Annotated in this window: 8 protein-coding genes and 1 tRNA gene; 7 read left to right on the top strand and 2 right to left on the bottom strand. The window is 57.7% G+C overall.

Going from position 1 to position 18,891, the window contains the following annotated elements; genetic code table 11:
- Positions 1–159: 159 nt before the first annotated feature.
- Positions 160–1,833, top strand: coding sequence for an NAD(P)H-hydrate dehydratase (locus TRM7615_RS15010; protein ID WP_108788940.1), 1,674 nt, complete (start codon positions 160–162; stop codon positions 1,831–1,833).
- On the opposite strand, the gene TRM7615_RS15005 is transcribed toward TRM7615_RS15010, so the two are convergent.
- Positions 1,830–2,339, bottom strand: a complete 510-nt coding sequence (locus TRM7615_RS15005; RefSeq protein ID WP_108788938.1) for a Hint domain-containing protein — start codon at positions 2,337–2,339, stop codon at positions 1,830–1,832. The two genes, TRM7615_RS15010 and TRM7615_RS15005, sit on opposite strands and share 4 nt — an antisense overlap.
- Before the next feature lie 234 nt (positions 2,340–2,573).
- Between TRM7615_RS15005 and TRM7615_RS15000 the strand changes: the two genes are divergently transcribed.
- Positions 2,574–2,658, top strand: a tRNA-Leu gene (locus TRM7615_RS15000).
- A 76-nt stretch (positions 2,659–2,734) separates the two neighbouring features.
- Here TRM7615_RS15000 and TRM7615_RS14995 read toward each other — a convergent pair.
- A complete protein-coding gene (locus tag TRM7615_RS14995; protein WP_235824100.1) occupies positions 2,735–2,992 on the bottom strand; it encodes a site-specific integrase in 258 nt (85 codons plus the stop codon).
- 399 nt (positions 2,993–3,391) lie between these two features.
- On the opposite strand from TRM7615_RS14995, the gene TRM7615_RS14990 reads away from it, so the two are divergent.
- From TRM7615_RS14990 to tig, 5 genes are all read left to right on the top strand, one after another.
- On the top strand, positions 3,392–5,677 hold the full coding sequence (locus TRM7615_RS14990) for a calcium-binding protein (protein WP_108788936.1): 2,286 nt from the start codon (positions 3,392–3,394) through the stop codon (positions 5,675–5,677).
- A gap of 931 nt (positions 5,678–6,608) precedes the next feature.
- Positions 6,609–13,667 (top strand): beta strand repeat-containing protein, encoded by a 7,059-nt coding sequence (locus TRM7615_RS14985; protein WP_108788934.1) that lies wholly within the window; start codon positions 6,609–6,611, stop codon positions 13,665–13,667.
- A 989-nt stretch (positions 13,668–14,656) separates the two neighbouring features.
- On the top strand, positions 14,657–15,760 hold the full coding sequence (locus TRM7615_RS14980; RefSeq protein ID WP_108788932.1) for a porin: 1,104 nt from the start codon (positions 14,657–14,659) through the stop codon (positions 15,758–15,760).
- Positions 15,761–16,192: 432 nt separating this feature from the next.
- Positions 16,193–17,314 (top strand): porin, encoded by a 1,122-nt coding sequence (locus TRM7615_RS14975; RefSeq protein WP_108788930.1) that lies wholly within the window; start codon positions 16,193–16,195, stop codon positions 17,312–17,314.
- Between the two features lie 188 nt (positions 17,315–17,502).
- A complete protein-coding gene (gene tig / locus TRM7615_RS14970; RefSeq protein ID WP_108788928.1) occupies positions 17,503–18,828 on the top strand; it encodes a trigger factor in 1,326 nt (441 codons plus the stop codon).
- Positions 18,829–18,891: the final 63 nt, after the last annotated feature.

Here is an 18,891-nt window from a genome sequence, read left to right as displayed (position 1 = left end):
TCGCATGCTTGTCATCGGCTCTCAGATCACGTCTAAGTTTTGCTCACAATCGGATTGCGCTTTGGCGGCTGTTGCGGTGCAGCAAATTTGCGGGGTGTGTCAAATTTTGAGCATGTTGCACAAAAAATGCGCAGAATTGAATCGGACGGGGTTTGAGCCATGACAGAATTGCTGACAGCGGCCCAGATGCGGGTCATCGAACAGGCCGCTATCGACTCGGGTGAGGTTACCGGCCTGGAACTGATGGAGCGGGCCGGACGCGGTGTGGTCGAGGCGATTTTTGAGGAATGGCCAGAGCTGGCAGAAGAACACCATGGGCTGACACCCGATTTGGCAACGGATTGGGGTCCAACACCCGAGCCGTTGGAGGCTTTTAATGCGGAGCCACGACCGTTGCGGGCTGTTGTACTCTGTGGCCCTGGCAACAATGGCGGCGACGGGTTTGTTGTGGCGCGTGTGTTGAAAGAGCGGGGGTGGGCGGTTGAGGTGTTTCTCTATGGAAACGCCGAGAAACTGCCGCCAGATGCGCGAGTGAACTATGAGCGGTGGTCGGGTCTGGGAGGGATTTGTCATCCTTGGCTCTCGACCATTTATGACAATGATGGAGATCTGCGTGGCAAGTTGTTCTCTGCTGACTTGACCATCGATGCGGTATTCGGAACCGGGTTGTCGCGCGACCTCGGCAGTGTTCACGCCGATGTCTGGTCCGCTTTCGACCTGGATACGGGGGCGATCTGTCGGCTTGTGGCCGTTGATGTGCCAAGTGGCGTGTGTTCCGACAGTGGAGAGACATTGGACATCGATTGTCGTGCCACTGGTGTCGATGAGGGCTTATTTGCATTCCAGGCGGAGCTGACCGTCACGTTTCATCGAGCAAAGCTTGGTCACCACATCGCCGTTGGTCCTGCCTTATGCGGAAAAGTGGTCGTCAAAGACATTGGGTTACCGCGGGTACCTGCAGCACCAGGTATCTGCCGCGCAATTGGCGAGCCGCTTGCACCATGGTTGCGGAAGTCGTCGACAGGACACAAATTCGCCAATGGTCATGCCTTGATCCTGACCGGTGGGTTCGGCAAAACCGGCGCGGCGCGTTTGTCGGCGCGCGGTGCGTTGCGGGTCGGGGCGGGGTTGGTGACCTTGGGTGTGCCGCCCTCTGCACAGATGGAGATGGCCAGCCATATCACAGCTCCGATGATGACGCGCGTCGAGGGGGCCGAAGGGCTGAAGGCCGTTCTGGAAGACGTGCGCCTTAATGCGCTTTGTCTTGGGCCGGGGATGGGACAGGAGCGGGCGCGAGAGTTGGTGCCAGTGGCACTGGCGGCCAAGCGGGCGACAGTATTAGATGCAGATGCTTTGTCGGCTTTTTCGGATGAGCCAGAGGCTTTGTTTGCGCAGTTGCATGAGCAGTGCGTTTTGACCCCGCACGGGGGCGAATTTGTGCGCCTGTTCCCGGATATTGCCGCCAAACTGAACGAAGTTCCAACCAAAGGCCCGGCTTATTCCAAAGTGGACGCCACACGCGAGGCCGCCAAGCGGGCAGGGTGTGTGGTGCTGTTCAAGGGGCCGGATACCGTGATCGCGGACCCTAAGGGGCGCTGTTCGGTCAACTCGGCGCATTATGACCGCGCGGCGCCTTGGCTGGCGACCGCTGGGTCAGGGGATGTGCTGGCGGGGTTCATCACCGGGCTGTTGGCGCGCGGGTTTGCGCCAATGCAAGCGGCCGAGACAGCCGCCTGGTTGCACGTGGAATGCGCATTGGAATTCGGTCCTGGCCTGATTGCCGAGGATCTGCCCGAGCAGCTTCCGGCGGTGTTCCGAAAGCTTGGGGTTTAAGCGGCGGGGCGAATTTCTGCGGCCAGCGTTTGTGCGCCCAACTCCAATCCTCCGGCATAGAGGATGTGAGAGCTGTCGAAATGTAGCTGGAACAGCTCCATCTCTTGCTCACCCAGATCGCGAATGAATTCGCCATCGAGCAGGGCGTCGGCCCGCACCATGGCTTGTGGCGCGCCGAACATGGCTTTCGCGCGCCAGTCGCGGATCAGAACGGGCTGGCCTGCGGGCAGGATCAGGTCCTGATCGGGGCGGGTGTCGCCCAGCGATCCTGCAGCAAAGGAAATGGCTCGCGTGGTTTGCCGACTGCGGGTGACGCCCAGAACTTTCACAAAGCCCGCGTCGCGGGTGATGATCTTGTCCCCCGCCGAGATGAACTCGACCGGCATCTCACCGTCCTGGGTCAACAGGATGGTTCCAGACAGAAATCCGATGTCATCCATCGGAGTGGAGAAGGGGTGCGATAGCGGGGTTTGCCCACCTGCACGCCCGACCGTATTCGGTTTCATGGCGTTTCTCGCTCGGTTGCCTCATTATTTTGCCACTCAGAATATGGCAAAATCGTGCACAAGTCGCGACTTTTTTTGACAAAGGCGCATGCAGACCGTGTCGAACACGCGGTTGGGGTTCCGGGAAAGGAACGAAAACTGTGATGGCGGCTCTTGCCCCTGGTTCTGCGGATGTGTATCAGTCGCCGAGTCTCGTCGAGGCGGCCCTGATGGGTGCTGCGATGAGCTTTGGATGCGGGTGTGGCGGAATTGGTAGACGCACCAGATTTAGGTTCTGGCGCCGCAAGGTGTGGGAGTTCGAGTCTCCCCACCCGCACCACATTGAAAATAAACGAAAAATTCTGATTGCTTGGCGTTCTGCTTTCTCTGACGAAGACAGAGTTTCACACAGAGTTTCACTGTTTCTCGTTTCGTTTTTGTTCTGTTCTTTTGGCCTGCGCCGACTTGCTCAAACGCTTTTGGTTTGCTTGAGCGCGATACTTCTGCGCCATCGCCAAGGTTTTGTGACCAGTGACCGACTGAATTTCAGTGTCGCTGCATCCTGCGTCCGCCAGCTCGACCGCAGCATTGTATCGCCAACCATAGATCACAAATTCGACTGCGCCGATTTCCGTTCGGATAAGTCCCTCCGGGGAAGGGGGAAGCTCGCACATCAGCCGATTTGTGCAACAAGGCCCTGCCTCAGCTGAAAATTGATCGCGACCTGCGCGTGCTTAGTGGTGGGAGCCATTCTGTTTTAAGGAAATCTTGTCTTAGCCTTCCGTTGAAACGCTCTTTGTAGCCGTTTCACGTGGACTGTCCGGATAGATTTGCATTGGCTGGATGCTGATCTTTCTTAACCAGCTCTGCAGATCCGCCGCAATGAACTCTGGTCCGTTGTCGGACCTGATGAACTCAGGTCTGCCGTGCTTCAACGGGAGCGGATTTTCGGTTGCAGACACCCGACCGAGTACAACCCTTGATCGGCATGCAGATTCAAGCGAAGCTGCGATCATACCGCCGTCCATATTGGGAATGTCGGGTCATCATATTATTTACAGAGAGGTTTCAGTATGAGCGTAGGTTTCCCCACGAATAGCAACGACTCCCTTGAAGGCAGCGACGCCCGCGATGACCTTTACGAAGGTCTGGGCGGCAACGACACACTGATTGCAACCCTTGGCAATGACACGATCAATGGCGGGCCGGGTTCAGACACACTCACCTACGCCGAAATATCAGGGCTGTCCCAAGGCATAGTGATGCGAGATGTCGATCTTGAGACCCGGCCTTATGTACAACAGGTCTCGCTTCGGGGGGATCTTCAGTACATTTACAACGTTGAAGGTGTGATCGGCACGGTATGGGAAGACACACTGCGTGGGACGGTCGGCAACGACATCCTGTCGGGCCTCAGCCGCAACGATACATTCTACGACAGCCCCGGAGCGGACAGATATTGGGGCGGGCAAGGTAGCGACACTGTGGTGATCACTCGGCATGCGGACGATCCGGTGATAATTGTCAACCTGCTGCTACAGCGCGGCTGGACCGGGGATGCGACGGGGGACCGGTACTTCGGGATTGAGAATATCAAGATGATCTCGGACGCGCCGGGCGCGTCGTTTGACGTTACGAACACACGCGACGATGTCGCGAACCGCTTTGACGGCAGCGCCGGAGACGACATCTTCCGGCTTTTGGGCGGCGCCGATCCGGTCAGCGCCATCGATACGGTGATCGGCGGGGACGGCCAAGACACAGTCGCCTTCGGCTTTTCGCTGCAAGAAGCAGAAATCACCCAGACGGATGCGGACACAGTTCAGGTACGCTATGTCGGTGGCGACCATCGTGACTTCAAAACGGCACTCCTACGCGATGTAGAGGTTGTACGCTTCGCCGATTTTCGCGACCGGGACCTCGCAACCCTGGTCCAGGAACCTGAGATCATTGGCACGAACGAGCCTGACCGGCTTTACGGCACAAATGCTGACGAGTTTTATCGCGGGCTTGCCGGGAACGATACGCTCTATGGCTCTGTGGGCAATGATAGGCTCGACGGCGGGTTGGGCTATGACCTTGTTACCTTCGCCATAAGCGGCGGCATCCAGGGTATCCTGATGCGCGAAGTTGACCTTGATGACACGCCATATCGAATGGAGCTAACGGCGTTCAACGCTGCGGATGGCGCGGACCAGACCCTGTTCGGGATCGAGGCGATCACCGGCACCAGTTTCGATGACCGCTTCTTTGGCACGGTCGGCCGCGACGTCCAAAGGGGCCTCGGCGGAAGGGATTCGTTCTACACGTCCCCCGGTGCCGACAAATATGATGGCGGAGCTGGGACGACGGATAGCGTTGTCGTCCGCCATGTCTCCGAAAACAGCTTCTTGTCTCTAGCGCTCGGGCGCGGCTATGGCGGCGAAGCAGAGGGGGACGTCTATACCGGCATAGAACACATCTATACCGATGATCCGTTCGGTACGACCGATATGCATTTCGAAGGCGACTCCGCCGCAAACCACCTGCAAGGTGGTGGAGGAGACGACACGCTGCGCGGATTGAATGGCGATGATACGCTGGTCGGCGATGGCGGCGTGGATACGGCCATCTTCGACTACGTCTATGATGACGCGATCATTACACCACGCTCTGTTGGCCAAGGGATCCTCAGCGAAAGCGACTACTTTGTCGAACACAGCGACTCCGGATTTGGCTTTGGCCGGGACCTGGTCACCGGGGTCGAGTATTTTCAGTTCCGAAACGGCACCTATGATGTTGCCGCGGACCAGTTCACCGAAACCGGCATCCTCATCAACGGCACGGCTGGTGACGATACGCTGGCGGCTACGCAATACCTTGATCTGATGTGGGGCTTCGCGGGCGACGACGTCATGATGGCCAGCGCCGGACCGGACAAGGTTGATGGCGGGGCAGGTCGCGATACGCTTCAGGCTGGCAATGACGGCGCTGCAGTGCACCTGTCGCTGCTGGCCGGGCGTGGCTGGGCCGGAGAGACGGATGGCGACCGCCTGATCGATATCGAGGATGTCTTTACCTTCGGCGGCAACGATACCATCGCCGGGGATCATGGCGACAATGTCATCGTCAGCCGCGGCGGGGATGATGTGGTCACTGGCCTTGCAGGCGATGACATCATCGACACCGGCTTTGGCTTTGATCGGGTGGTGTTTGGTTTTGACCGCAACCAGTACGCGATCACCTCGAGAGATGCCTTCACCACCGAGGCCGGGATTAGCTGGCAGGTGGACTACATCGGCCCCGGCACAGGCGATGGCACAAATATCGTCACCCATGCCGAGGTGCTGCAATTCGCGGACGGAGATTTTATTCTGTAACCCAAATTGTCGAGCCCCTTGTTTTGTTATGTTCGCAATGATCGCAACAGATCGCCGCGGGACAATCAGAGCTGTCTCTATCGACTCATTCGTCCGCTTTTTGTGGATGGTGACGACATCGTCATTTAACAAGGCGAGGCGGACGCGATCGATTGTGCGCGGCTTGCATCCATCCGTATTTTCGCGTTCGCGGCGCTGGCCTCAGCGGGATCACGCTGGTTGATCTCCAAACCCGACCTCGAGGTCACGGTAGCCTGGTAAGCCCCACTTGAGGGGCCCAAATTCATTGCGGGTTCGTGACTGGCCTTTGGCTTATCTGCACAAAGCTTTGCTGCTACCGGGTCCATTATTCGATCGCATCTCAGCGAACTTGACGCAGGTTTCTTTGGCGTGTCGGGTGAGAACCTAAGGTCCGCTTTCCAACAGTCAGCTCGCTTGCTTCGAACCCGCAGCGATTGTCCGCATCCGGCCCAAATTGACGCCGAAGCCCTGATCTAGCGATGGTGGTTGTTGTGTCCGCTTCGGGCTGAAACCGTTCGTTGGAAACTTGGATGTATCTTTGTTCACGTTGATGAACGACGGCAACGGCGGTTACACGTCTGCAAGTCTCGGCAAACGGTCTGCTTTGGCCTTTTCATGAGCATGCACGTGAGAGGTTTGGTGGGTTTGGCCGAAAGCAATCCAGAGGAATTCTCCGAGTTTCCCAAGTGAAGTGACATCCTTGCTTTCAAGGACTTCAACCCTCTGTAAAGAAACATTCTCGGCTCGCAGTGGCCAGCTTTTACCGGCCACCACAAAAAATGTTGCGTTGTTCAGGAAGCGATAAGTTGGACGGATGAGGCTGTTTCCGCTACTAGAGGCGTTAGGCTCTGAAACCAAAAGCGAATTATCGCGGGACAGAGACCTGAAATAATACTGGGGGGGCCACAGTATGCCGTTACGGACTGGAACACCTGCTGCAGAAACGCTGACAGGGACCGCGATTGAGGACACCATCAATGGCCTCGGGGGCGCTGACACGCTGATTGGGCTGGCTGGCGACGATGTTTATATCGTCGATGAGGCAGGCGTTACGATCATTGAGCAAAACAACGAAGGCGATGACCTCGTTATCTATTCCGTCGGCGATTACACGTTACCGGATTTTGTCGAGCGTTTGGAATATCGCGGATCCAATGGCGGCAACCTGACTGGCAATCAACTTGACAATGTCATTGATGGTGGGGCGTCCGTAACAGGCAATGCACTGACGTTCATTAGTGAAAGCATGTCTGTTCCCGGAACGACAAACACCATCATCTTTGACAGCAACGATTACATTTTCGACTCCAGCTTCATTTTTGCGGGCGGCGGCAATGACACGCTTGAAGCTGCGGCGGGTATGACCGGTCAAATGGATGGTGAAGCAGGGAATGACCTGATCACATTGGTCAGCGGGAACTACCGGGTTTGGGGCGGCACGGGGTCGGATACCGTGGTTGGCGGAAGCGGCAACGATACGATCGCAGGTGGTGACAGTGACCGTAACACCAACAATATCGATTTCGATGACAGCCTGTCGGGCGGTGGCGGGAATGACACAATTCGCGGCGGGTATTTTATCACCGACGGGCGTTTTGATCCGCTTGCCGACGATGGCGACAATACGCTGGACGGCGGTGCCGGAGACGACAGCCTGTTCGCAGGTGCAGGTAATGATACGCTGATCGGCGGGGATGGCGCAGACACCCTGACATCGACCGCAGGTAACAACCTGTTGCAGGGGGATGCCGGCAACGACAGCCTTGTGGGGGGCACCGGCGACGACACCCTGGATGGCGGACCAGGCGCCGACACGATGGAAGGTGGCGAAGGCAATGACGTCTACATCATCGACAGCACATCGGATGTCATTTCCGAAACCGGTTCGGGTATCGACGAGATCCGGACAACGCTGACCACGTTGAATCTGCAAGCAACGCCATACAGCGGTGGAGCATTGGGATCGCCTGTTGAAAACCTGACGTTGTTGACGGGTGCTGTCAGCGGTGTCGGCAGCAGTATTGACAATGTTTTGCGCGGCAACGCAGCTGCCAACGCGCTTTTCGGTCAGGCTGGGAATGACACCGTGATCGGTGGCGGTGGCGATGACAGCCTCAGTGGCGGTGTTGGCGACGACAGCTTGTCTGGATCGAACGGGAATGTCAGCCTGACTGGCGATGCTGGCGAGGACACCTTGGAAGGTGGTTCGGGCAATGACACGCTCGACGGGGGAGCTGATGCGGATTCCATGATCGGGGGCCTTGGGTCTGACCGGTATGTGGTCGACAACGCCGGGGACCAGATTGTCGAAACCGGTACCGATATCGATGAAATTCAGACAACGCTGGCGTCATTTTCCCTCGATCGGGTGGAATGGGAAGGTGCTGACGGCGGTATTGAGAACCTTACACTGCTGACAGGCTCGACCACGGGTGTCGGCAACGCCTTGAACAACGTCCTGCAAGGTTCAGCCACGGCAAGCGATTTGAGCGGTGCCGAAGGCGATGACACGCTAATTGGCGCAAACCAGAACGACACGCTGCGCGGCGGGATCGGAAATGACAGTCTCTTTGGCAGCCGCGGTAACGATCTGCTGGAAGGCGGAGAAGGCAACGACACGCTGAACGGTGGAATTGACGAAGATACTCTGGATGGCGGCGCCGGTGACGACAGCCTGATCGGCGGTGACCATGATGACAGCCTTGTCGGTGGCGAAGGCAACGACACGCTGGAAGCCAGTTTTGGCAACAACACGCTGGAAGGCGGCGGTGGGAACGACAGGCTGGTTTCGACGGGATCCGGCAGCCATGTGTTTTCCGGCGGAACTGGCAATGACAACGTAATCAGTGGAAGCGGTGATGACACCATAACCGGTGGTGCCGGAGCGGACACCCTCAGCGCAGGCGCGGGTGACAACACGATCGACGGCGACGCTGGAGACGACAGAATATTCGCAGGCGGCGGTAACGACACGATCAACGGCGGCGATGATAATGACAGCATCGACGCAGGTGAGGGGGATAACTCGATTGTCGGTGGCCTGGGGAACGATACGCTTCTATCGGGGAACGGGGCTGATACGCTCGAAGGCAATGAAGGCGACGATAGTCTTTCAGGTGGTGTTGGCGACGACGTCCTGGACGGCGGCACCGGCGTTGACACGATGGATGGCGGCTCGGGCAGCGACATCTTCTATGTCGACAATGTCAACGACGTTATCCAAAGCGAGGGCACATCTGGCGTAGACGAGATACGGACCAGCCTAGCCACCTTCAGCCTGGATGACAGCCGCTACAATCAATCTACGCGACCGATCGAAAACCTGACATTGCTGAGCGGCGCAACCAGCGGCACGGGCAACGCATACGACAACGTCATCACCGCCAATGATGATGGGAACGCCCTTTTTGGCCTGGGCGGCGACGACAGCCTGGTCGGTGGGTTCGGCAGTGACACTCTGGATGGGGGCACCGGTGCGGACACGTTGATCGGCAGAGGGTCCGGCGATGTGTTCATCGTCGATAACACGGGCGATGTCGTCCAGAATTCCGGATCAGGTATCGACGAAGTTCGCAGCAGTCTGGACACCTTTGACCTCAATCAGGGCACGCTTGGCAGTGTGGCGCCGAACAACGGAGGGGTCGAAAACCTAACCCTGTTGACGGGCGGACGATCCGGATCGGGCAACGGTCTGAACAATGTGATGATCGGGAACGAGCGCGACAACATTTTCAGAGGTGAAGGTGGATCAGACCGTCTTGAGGGGCGTGATGGGGATGATACGCTTCTTGGGGGAAGTGGTAACGACACGCTGATCGGCGGTGCCGGCGATGATCGGTTGGATGGGAACAGCGGCGAAGACAGTATGGAAGGCGGCGAAGGCAACGACACCTACGTTGTAGACGACGTACGGGATCGTGTGGTCGATACAGGCGGCGATCTCGACGTTGTTTCCACCACCGTGAGCTACACGCTCGCTGCTGGGATTGAGAGGCTCGAACTCGAGGGCGACCAGGAGATCGACGGTGTCGGCAACGACCTCGACAACAGAATCGAAGGCAACCTGCAGGACAATTCTATCGATGGTGGTGCAGGCGACGATTTCATAACAGGCAGCAATGGTGACGACACTCTAATCGGCGGCGACGGCAACGATGTGCTGTCAGGTAACAATGATAACGACCTGCTGAAATCCGGCGCAGGGCGGGACAGCCTGGAAGGCGGTGCCGGGAACGATACGCTCGAAGCGGGCGCAGGTGGCGGTGAGTTTCGCGGCGACAGTGACGACGATGAAATCAGGCTGCGGCCGGATTTCGACGGAAACGCCAGCATCCTCGGCGGCACTGGTATCGACAACCTGGTAACGGGTTCGCTTGCCAACCTGGTGGTGGAACTGTCGACGATCACCGGAACCGGGGCGAGCGCGACCGAAACTGCCGGTACCATCCGGTTTGATGGGATGGCCGGGCTGAGCACCATTGAAGGCGTTGAAAACGGGTATATTTTCCAGGCGGGCGGCATATTGCGCGGCTCTCTGGGCGGCAACTATTTGCTGGGGTCGAGTTCAGAACAGATCCTAGAAGGTCGCGGCGGCGATGACACCCTTGTTGGTCGCGGCGGCGATGACACGCTTGATGGCGGCGACGGCAACGACAGCATCGACGGGGGGGATGGCAATGACAGCCTTCTGGGCGGCGCCGGTGACGATACGCTTTCCGGTGGCGCAGGACGAGATACGCTGCTGGGTGAGGCTGGCAATGACCGGCTTATCGGTACGGGCATACTGAACGGCGGAACTGGTGACGACACCCTGATCAGCTCGGATGGCGACGACACGTTCTTTGTGGACAGCGTAAACGATGTCATTGAGAACAACGGGTCCGGCGTTGACCTGGTCGTTTCCAGGTTCAGCTTTGACCTCAGCCAGCCGAATGCTGGAACGGATGCGATCGAGAATTTGACCTTGATCGGTGGCTCTGCCGTGGCCACAGGCAATGCATTGAACAACTACATCACCGGCGGCGGCGGGGACGATACGCTGAACGGTGGCGACGGAAATGACACGCTGCTGGGGCAGGGTGGAAACGATGTCATCAATGACGGTGCTGGCGACGACTATTTGGATGGCGGCCTTGGCAATGACACCCTGAACGCGGGCGCCGGAAACAACACCATTTTCGGAAATGCCGGTGATGACTGGCTGGCGCTCAACGGTGCGTCGAACACCTTGTTCGCCGGATCATTCAATGGCGGGACCGGTTTTGATCTTGTTGATCTTATCGGCAACGCGGACTTCAGCCTTAATCTCACGACAGGTGACTACAGCATCGAACGCGATCTTGGCGGTGGTACGTTTTCACTAACGAACGGTTTGCTCAGCCTGACGAGTGTTGAAGGTGTCCGCGGAAACGCGGGCGACGACACCCTTGTGGGCGATGGTGCAGCAAACCAGCTCTTTGGCTTTACCGGCAATGACGATCTGGATGGACGTGGTGGTGCCGACACGCTTTTTGGCGGTGGCGGGAATGACACGCTGCGCGTAGATGATCTTCTGGATGTCATTGTTGAAGACGTCGGAGGTGGGATCGACCTGCTTGTGTCCTCTGTGTCTGCAAACCTGTCGACGTCGAACTATGCCAATGTTGAGAACCTGACGCTGATTGGCTCTGCCGTGGTTGGGGCAGGCAACAACGGCAACAACGTTTTGACCGGTAATGCGCAATCCAACACTCTGTTTGGCTTTGGTGGCAACGACAGCCTGATTGGTGGCAGCGGATTTGTCATCGACCGCCTTAACGGTGGCGCGGGCGCAGACACTATGGTCGGCGGGGACGGCAACGATATCTACTATGTGGACAACATCGGTGACGTGATCGTCGAAGGCGATACGATCGACCTGGATTCTGTCATAACAACAATCAACTACACTTTGGGTGATAACCTTGAGCACCTGACCCTGGGCAGCAGCACGCTCGCTGACCTCCGCGGAACCGGAAACGCGGACAACAACCGCATGAACGGGCGTGACGATGCCTCGGTACGGGATCGTCTCTTTGGCCTCGACGGTCAGGACACATTGTCCGGCTTTGCCGGAAACGATTTCCTTCATGGTGGCGACGGATTTGACATGCTGTTCGGCGGCAGTGGCAATGACACCCTTGTCGGATGGGGCGATACCGACACATTGGATGGGGGCGCGGGTAACGATGTCTTCCAGGACCTCTACGGTTCAAGAAACAGGATCGATGGTGGTGATGGGATCGACACCTATGTCCAGTCGTTTGCCAGTTTTGTTGAGGGCGAACTGATCATCGACATCGCGAATGGCGCAACTTACCAGGGGGCTGATTTCACCACGCTGGACAACATTGAAAATGTGTTCGGCTCCATCGGAACAGAAGTTATCAGCGGGTCGGAAGCCGACAATTCGCTCAGGGGCGAAGGCGGTGACGACATTTTGGTCGGGCGCGGCGGCGATGACACCCTGGATGGTGGTGACGGCAACGATGAAATGTACGGCGGCGCGGGCAACGACCGTCTGATCGGGGCGTCGGGCGACGACACGTTGGATGGCGGCGTTGGCGATGATTTTCTGGGCGGTGGCAACGGGTCGGACACGGCGCATTTCAACATCGCCAGCACCGATGTGACCGTGGCCAGTATCGAGTTGGTTTCACCAATCGACTCGAGCGTCCGGAACGGCCTGTTGATTACATCGGCAGAGGGCAACGACACCGTCGATACCGATGTTGAGTTCCTGCAATTCAACGATATCAGACTCAGCTTTGCCGATGCCTTTCGCCTGAACGCAATTACCGGAACTGCTGCGTCCGAGACGTTGGAAGGGACTGACGAGCCCCAGCAGTTCTTTGCAGAGGAAGGGTTTGACTGGATCATACCGGGCCGGGGAAATGACACGGTCGATGGGGGACCGGGCCGAGACATGATCTCTTACTCGGACCTCGTAGAGGTTCCTGGCCGCGGAACGAACTTTCTGCTGGATCTGGACCTGGGCGCAGGTCGGGCCCGGATCTTTGGTGGAGAGGTCGATACCCTCACTTCGATCGAACGGGGAACCGGCTCGATTTTCACAGATGTGCTGCGCGGATCAGACGGCGATGATGAGCTGCGCGGACTGGGGGACTATGACTGGTTCATAGCCACGCCCGGCAATGACACGCTCAACGGCGGGAACGGGCTCGACATGATCACCTTCCTCGAGGCCCAATCCTCGGGTGCGCCGGTTGTAGAGGATGTCTTTTTGTTCGATGGCGCGCCCCCGATGGGTGCAGCGGTGGGCGGCGTGACGCTCGACCTGTCCGATCCTTCGCAGAGCACAGGACTGGCCCAGGGGCTGACGCTGATCTCGGTTGAACGCGTCACGGGGTCGAGCCATCAAGATGTGTTCTATGGTGACGCGCAGCAGAACGATTTCCGCGGGCTGGGCGGCTATGACTGGTTCGTGGGCTCGACTGGCGGGCGTGAACGGTATTTCGGCGGTGATGGTCTGGACACGGTGACGTATTTCCAATCGACTTCCGGCGTGATCGCGTCCCTGCGCAACGGCGCGGGCGAATTCAACGGCCAGGAGACGGGCTTTGGCTCTGCCGGTGATGCAATCCGGGATCTCTATTTCGAAATTGAGAACCTTGTCGGCACGCACTTCGATGATCGCCTGGAAGGCAACCGCGAACGCAACCAGCTGTCCGGGCTTGATGGCGACGACTACTTGCTGGGCTATGGCGGCATTGACTACCTCAAAGGGGGGGCTGGCAATGACACGCTCGACGGTGGCGCGAGCTCGGACTTCGCTTTGTTCAATGGCAACCGCGCAGATTACACCCTGACGCGCACGTCTTCGACAGAAGTGATGATCACCGGCGCAGACGGCACCGACAGCCTTGTGAACGTGGAGTACTTCCAGTTCGACGATCAGACAGCCAACATCTGGGAGCTGAGCATCGCTTGATCAGGAACCGCTTGATGCGTCTCACCTGTCGCTCGCGCCAGGGGCGTTGGGATGCGTGCAAGAAGGCCTGTAAGGGGGCAGGCGGGACCAATCCAGTGTGTGTGCCATTTTCCGCGTGCACCCTTGCTGAATTTGGTTCGGCAAGTGGATCGCAACCGGCACGCTGAGTTGGTCTTGCGAGCCATGCAGTTTGTTTCAATACGGCGCAACCTGTCACGTCGGCGATTGATGACGTTGGTCCTTGAGGTTGGTAGACCGTTTCGGCTTGTCTGCGCGCCGCAGCCTTTAAGCACACTGTTACTGCTACCCTAAGGATACCCCCAAGCAGGCTTTCGCAATAGAAATGTGCGCCTCGACAGAAAGTGCCCATTCTGAAGAGGTTTACTCCTCTCGGTTTCGTTGCGCGCTCTTCGGAACCAAAAGCGGTTTTCCATCCAGTCAACCTGACGTTTTAAGTGCGATAATGGCACGTTCCATCTGTTGTCGGGCGAAGTCATCTGTCTATCTCGCAGAACTGGCAGAGGTACTCAGCTGCCGCTCTCTCTCCAAAGAAGCCACTTGGAACGCCGCTCTTGGCGGGCCGCGACGTCCTGGAATTGAGCTTGGGTGCAGAGGGTGCCTGCCTGTGTCCGCAACGAAATCCAGGAGCTTTACCCGGAGGATGGGTTCTTCGCCGAGATGGCTTGCCATCGCTATGTTGGGTTTCGCCGGTTTTTGCCCAAACCCAAGCCAAGGGTATGATATTCAACGCATGTCGGGTATGATGTGATCTCATGGGTCTCGGTTTGCATTTTGCTTGTCAGAATTTTCATCGATGACCGCCTGAGGTGCCAACCCCCTTTTTTGCTTGGGTTTTTTGCTTGGTGTCTCAAAATTACTGTTACATTAATGCAATATCAATCGGGTCAAATGGGACGGCCTCTTCAACATTCAAGATGGGGTGCCACATGTTTCATACCTCAAATTCAGAACTCCCAGTGGTGATGACTATGACACAGACGCTTAAACGAACCTCGGCAGCAGCGCTGCTGGTGGCAGGTATCGCGGCTCCTGCAGCTGCTGAACTCAAATGGGACAATGCCTCGGGCGGATATGTAAGGCTCTACGGCCAATTCTCTCCGGCCTTCCAATCCGTCGATGACGGGGTGCAAACAACCGACAACCTGGTGGACAACGCGCATTCCAACACCCGTGTCGGCATGTGGGTGCGCCAACCGATGTCGGGTGGCGAATTCAGTTTCAACCTTGAAACCGCGCTTGGTTTGCGCAGTTCGGGCGGTGTCAGCCAGACGACCACGCCCAAAGGCATTGATTGGGACCGAACCGACATTCGTAAGATCGATTTCGCCTATAAGGCGGATTGGGGTACGGTATATCTGGGGCAGGGTTCGATGGCGACGGACGGCGTCGCTGACAAGTCGCTCAACAACAATGCCATGACCACCTACAATGGCGTCGGCGACTTTGCGGGCAGCTTTCAGTTCCGCACTGCAGGTGGCGCATTGTCCGGCGTCAGCATCAGCAGCGTGACCCCAAGTCTGGATGGTGGACGTCAGGGTCGTATTCGCTACGACTCGCCTTCGTTCAACGGGTTCCAGATCGCGCTGTCCGCTGGCCAGGATGTTCTGACGCCCAACAACAACGACAAATACTATGACGTCGCCCTGAAATACGCGCGGGAGTTCGGCGGAACCAAGGTTGCAGGTGGCATTGGTTTCTCGCGCAGGGATCGCAATGGCGTCGACCGCGATGACACGTTTGGATCGCTTGCCGTCAAACTGCAGAACGGTCTGAACTTTGCCTTCTCGACTGGTAGCCGCAAGAACAGTGGCGACTATACGTATTTCCTGGCCGGGTACGAAGCGGACTGGTGGCAGGGTGGTACAACGTCGATCGCGGTGGACTATTACGACGGGAGCGACTTTGGGCTTGCCGGGCGCAAATCCAAGAGCATGGGTGTCGGTTTGAACCAGAACATCGATAGCATCAGCACGCAGGTCTACCTGGGCTACCGAAAGCATGAATTGTCGGATCCCGGTGTGGCCTATCAGGACGTGAATGCGGTCCTCTTTGGTGCGCGCTGGCGCTTCTGAACCAACATCAGATCAACAAGACTGTGGAACGCCGCGCGATTGCGCGGCGTTTTTTTCTTGTTCTTCCAGAATTGAATTTGAAAAGTTTTTTGCAGCTCTGTCAGGCACTTGCTGTAGTGAGCGGTTTTGAGCGGAATGCTGCAAGGGTGCAAGTCAGGATGAGCGGTTCGCCGCCGCTGTCATTGCTCGTCTGCAAGGCGGCTATGTGGTCAGGGCATGAGTGTTTGTCCGATTTTCTCTTGTGACAGTTTTTCTGAAACAGCCCCTTGTTCCGCAAATCCCTTGCTATGTTGGTGAAGTGGCATTTCCGACTCAAATTCACTGTGTCTCAATTGCAATAGAGGGTCGATCTGGGGGGGATATCCCTTCAAGTTCGTCGATCCGACGCCATGTTCCTGAGCGTTACTATCAGAAACACACCGTGGTGAAAAAATGTCACAAAAACTTAAACTTACATCTGCTGCCGCGCTGGTTGCGACAAGCATTACCGCTCCGGCTGCTGCCGAATTTCGCTATGAGAACGGCAGTGGCGGTTGGGTCCAGCTCTATGGTCAGTTCAACCCGGCGATCACGTCGGTCGACGACGGTCAGCAGAGCGAGACCAACGTCACGGACAGCTCGATTTCGAATAGCCGGATCGGTGTGCGCGGTGGTCAGGAGTTCGGCGCGAACACCTTCACCTTCCGTTTCGAAACCGGTCTGAGCCTGCCGGGTTCCGCTGACATCGACCAATTTGGCCGCAACACCAGCGGTTGGTCGCGCGAAGATATCCGTCACATCGATTTTGCGTTGAGCGGCAACTACGGCAAGTTTTCGGCGGGTCAGGGCAGCATGGCCTCTGACGGCGCGGCGGGTGTTGACCTGTCCTATGTCGGGACCGTTTTGAACTCGGCCACAACCGACTACAACGACAGCTTCCTGTTCCGGGACACTGCTGGTGCCCTGAGCGGCCCGACCGTTGGTGACACCGTCAGCGATCTGGACGGCCCGCGCCGGACCCGTCTGCGCTATGACACGCCCGAGTTCAACGGCTTCTCGGCGGCGATTGCCTATGGTCAGAACACGCTGTCGCGCACCGACGACGACGATTACTATGACATTGCCCTGAACTATGCCAACGACTTTGGCGCAGCCGAATTCCAAGCGACCATCGCGCACCTGGTACGTGACCGTGCAAACGGGGCCAAGCGTTCGGACACCGTTGGTTCGGCCTCGGTCAAGCTGCAGAACGGCCTGAGCTTCACCATGGCAGCCGGTAACCGCAGCGATGACGCAGCCGGTGCAACCGACCCCAGCTATGTCTACGGCAAAATCGCCTACGAGCAGGACTGGTTCTCGATCGGCACCACCGGTATCGGCATTCACTACAAAGACGGTAGTGACTTTGACACCAATGGTTCGAAAACCAAAGTGATCGGTATTGGTGTTGCGCAGCGTGTCGACCCGATCAACGCCGACGTGTACTTTGGCTACCAGCAGCATGAGCATGATGCGGTTGCAGCAAACTATCAGGACAACACGTCCATGATCCTGGGCGCCCGCTGGAAGTTCTGATCCTTCCATCAGACAGTCAAAGAGAACACGCCGCATTCCCTCGTGCGGCGTGTTTTTTTTTGGTTTGACGGCGAGTCCCGGCCTGTTCTTGTGCAAAGCCTCTTGCACCGGCGGGGCAGGGCAAATAGAAGGCGTCAAATTTCCCGGCGCGCCCGTTTTGCGCGCCCCAAATCCTATGGGGACTAAGAATGCAGGTTACCGAGACGCTGAACGAAGGTCTGAAGCGCGGCTACAACATCGTCGTGACTGCGGCCGAGCTGGACGAGAAGGTCAACGAAAAGCTGGTCGAGGCGCAGCCCGAGATCGAAATGAAGGGCTTTCGCAAGGGCAAGGTGCCCATGGCCCTGCTGAAAAAGCAGTTTGGTCAGCGTCTGCTGGGCGAAGCGATGCAGGAAAGCATCGATGGTGCCATGAACCAGCACTTTGAAGACAGCGGCGACCGTCCGGCGCTGCAGCCCGAAGTCAAGATGACCAACGAAGACTGGAAAGAGGGCGACGACGTCCACGTCGAGATGGCATACGAAGCGCTGCCCGAGATCCCCGAAGTTGACCTGAAGTCGATCTCGCTGGAGAAGATGGTCGTCAAGGCAGACGATGCCGCCGTGGAAGAGGCCCTGGGCAACCTGGCCGAGACCGCGCAGGACTTTAACACCAAAGACGGCGAAGCCGCTGATGGCGACCAGGTCGTGTTCGATTTCGTCGGCAAGGTTGACGGCGAAGCGTTCGAAGGTGGTTCGGCCGAAGATTATCCGCTGGTTCTGGGTTCCAACAGCTTCATCCCCGGTTTCGAGGATCAGCTGGTTGGCGTGAAAGGCGGCGAAGAAAAAGACGTCACCGTCACCTTCCCCGCAGATTATCAGGCCGAGCACCTGGCCGGCAAAGAAGCCGTCTTCTCGTGCAACGTCAAAGAGGTCAAAGAGCCGGTTGCGGCCGAGATCAACGACGAGTTGGCGCAGAAGTTCGGTGCCGAAGACCTGGCCGCTCTGAAAGGTCAGATCAGCGAGCGTCTGGAAGCCGAATATGCAGGCGCTGCCCGTGCCGTGCAGAAGCGCGCTCTGCTGGACGCGCTGGACGGCAAAGTGTCGTTCGACCTGCCGCCGTCGCTGCTGGACGCAGAGGCCAAGCAGATCGCACACCAGCTGTGGCACGAGGAAAATCCTGAGGTTGAAGGTCACGATCACGCCGAGATCGAAGCGACCGAAGAGCACACCAAGCTGGCGGCGCGTCGCGTGCGTCTTGGCCTGCTGCTGGCCGAGTTGGGCCAGAAAGCCGAGGTTGAAGTGACCGACGCCGAGATGACCCAAGCGATCATGGCGCAGGCGCGTCAGTATCCGGGTCAGGAACGTCAGTTCTTTGAATTCATCCAGCAGAACGCTCAGATGCAGCAGCAGCTGCGCGCGCCGATCTTTGAAGACAAAGTTGTCGACTATGTGTTCGAGCTGGCTGAAGTGACCGAGAAAGAGGTCTCGAAAGACGATCTGGAAAAAGCTGTTGAGGCGCTGGAGGACGAGTAATCTTCCCTGAGCCTTTCACAGGTCCAAATAGAAGGAGCCGCCCAATGGGCGGCTCTTTTCGTT

This window comes from Falsiruegeria mediterranea M17, assembly GCF_900302455.1.
Classification (GTDB): domain Bacteria; phylum Pseudomonadota; class Alphaproteobacteria; order Rhodobacterales; family Rhodobacteraceae; genus Falsiruegeria; species Falsiruegeria mediterranea.
Note: the sequence above shows the minus strand (reverse complement) of the source record. Positions and strands in the feature narration are given on the sequence as shown.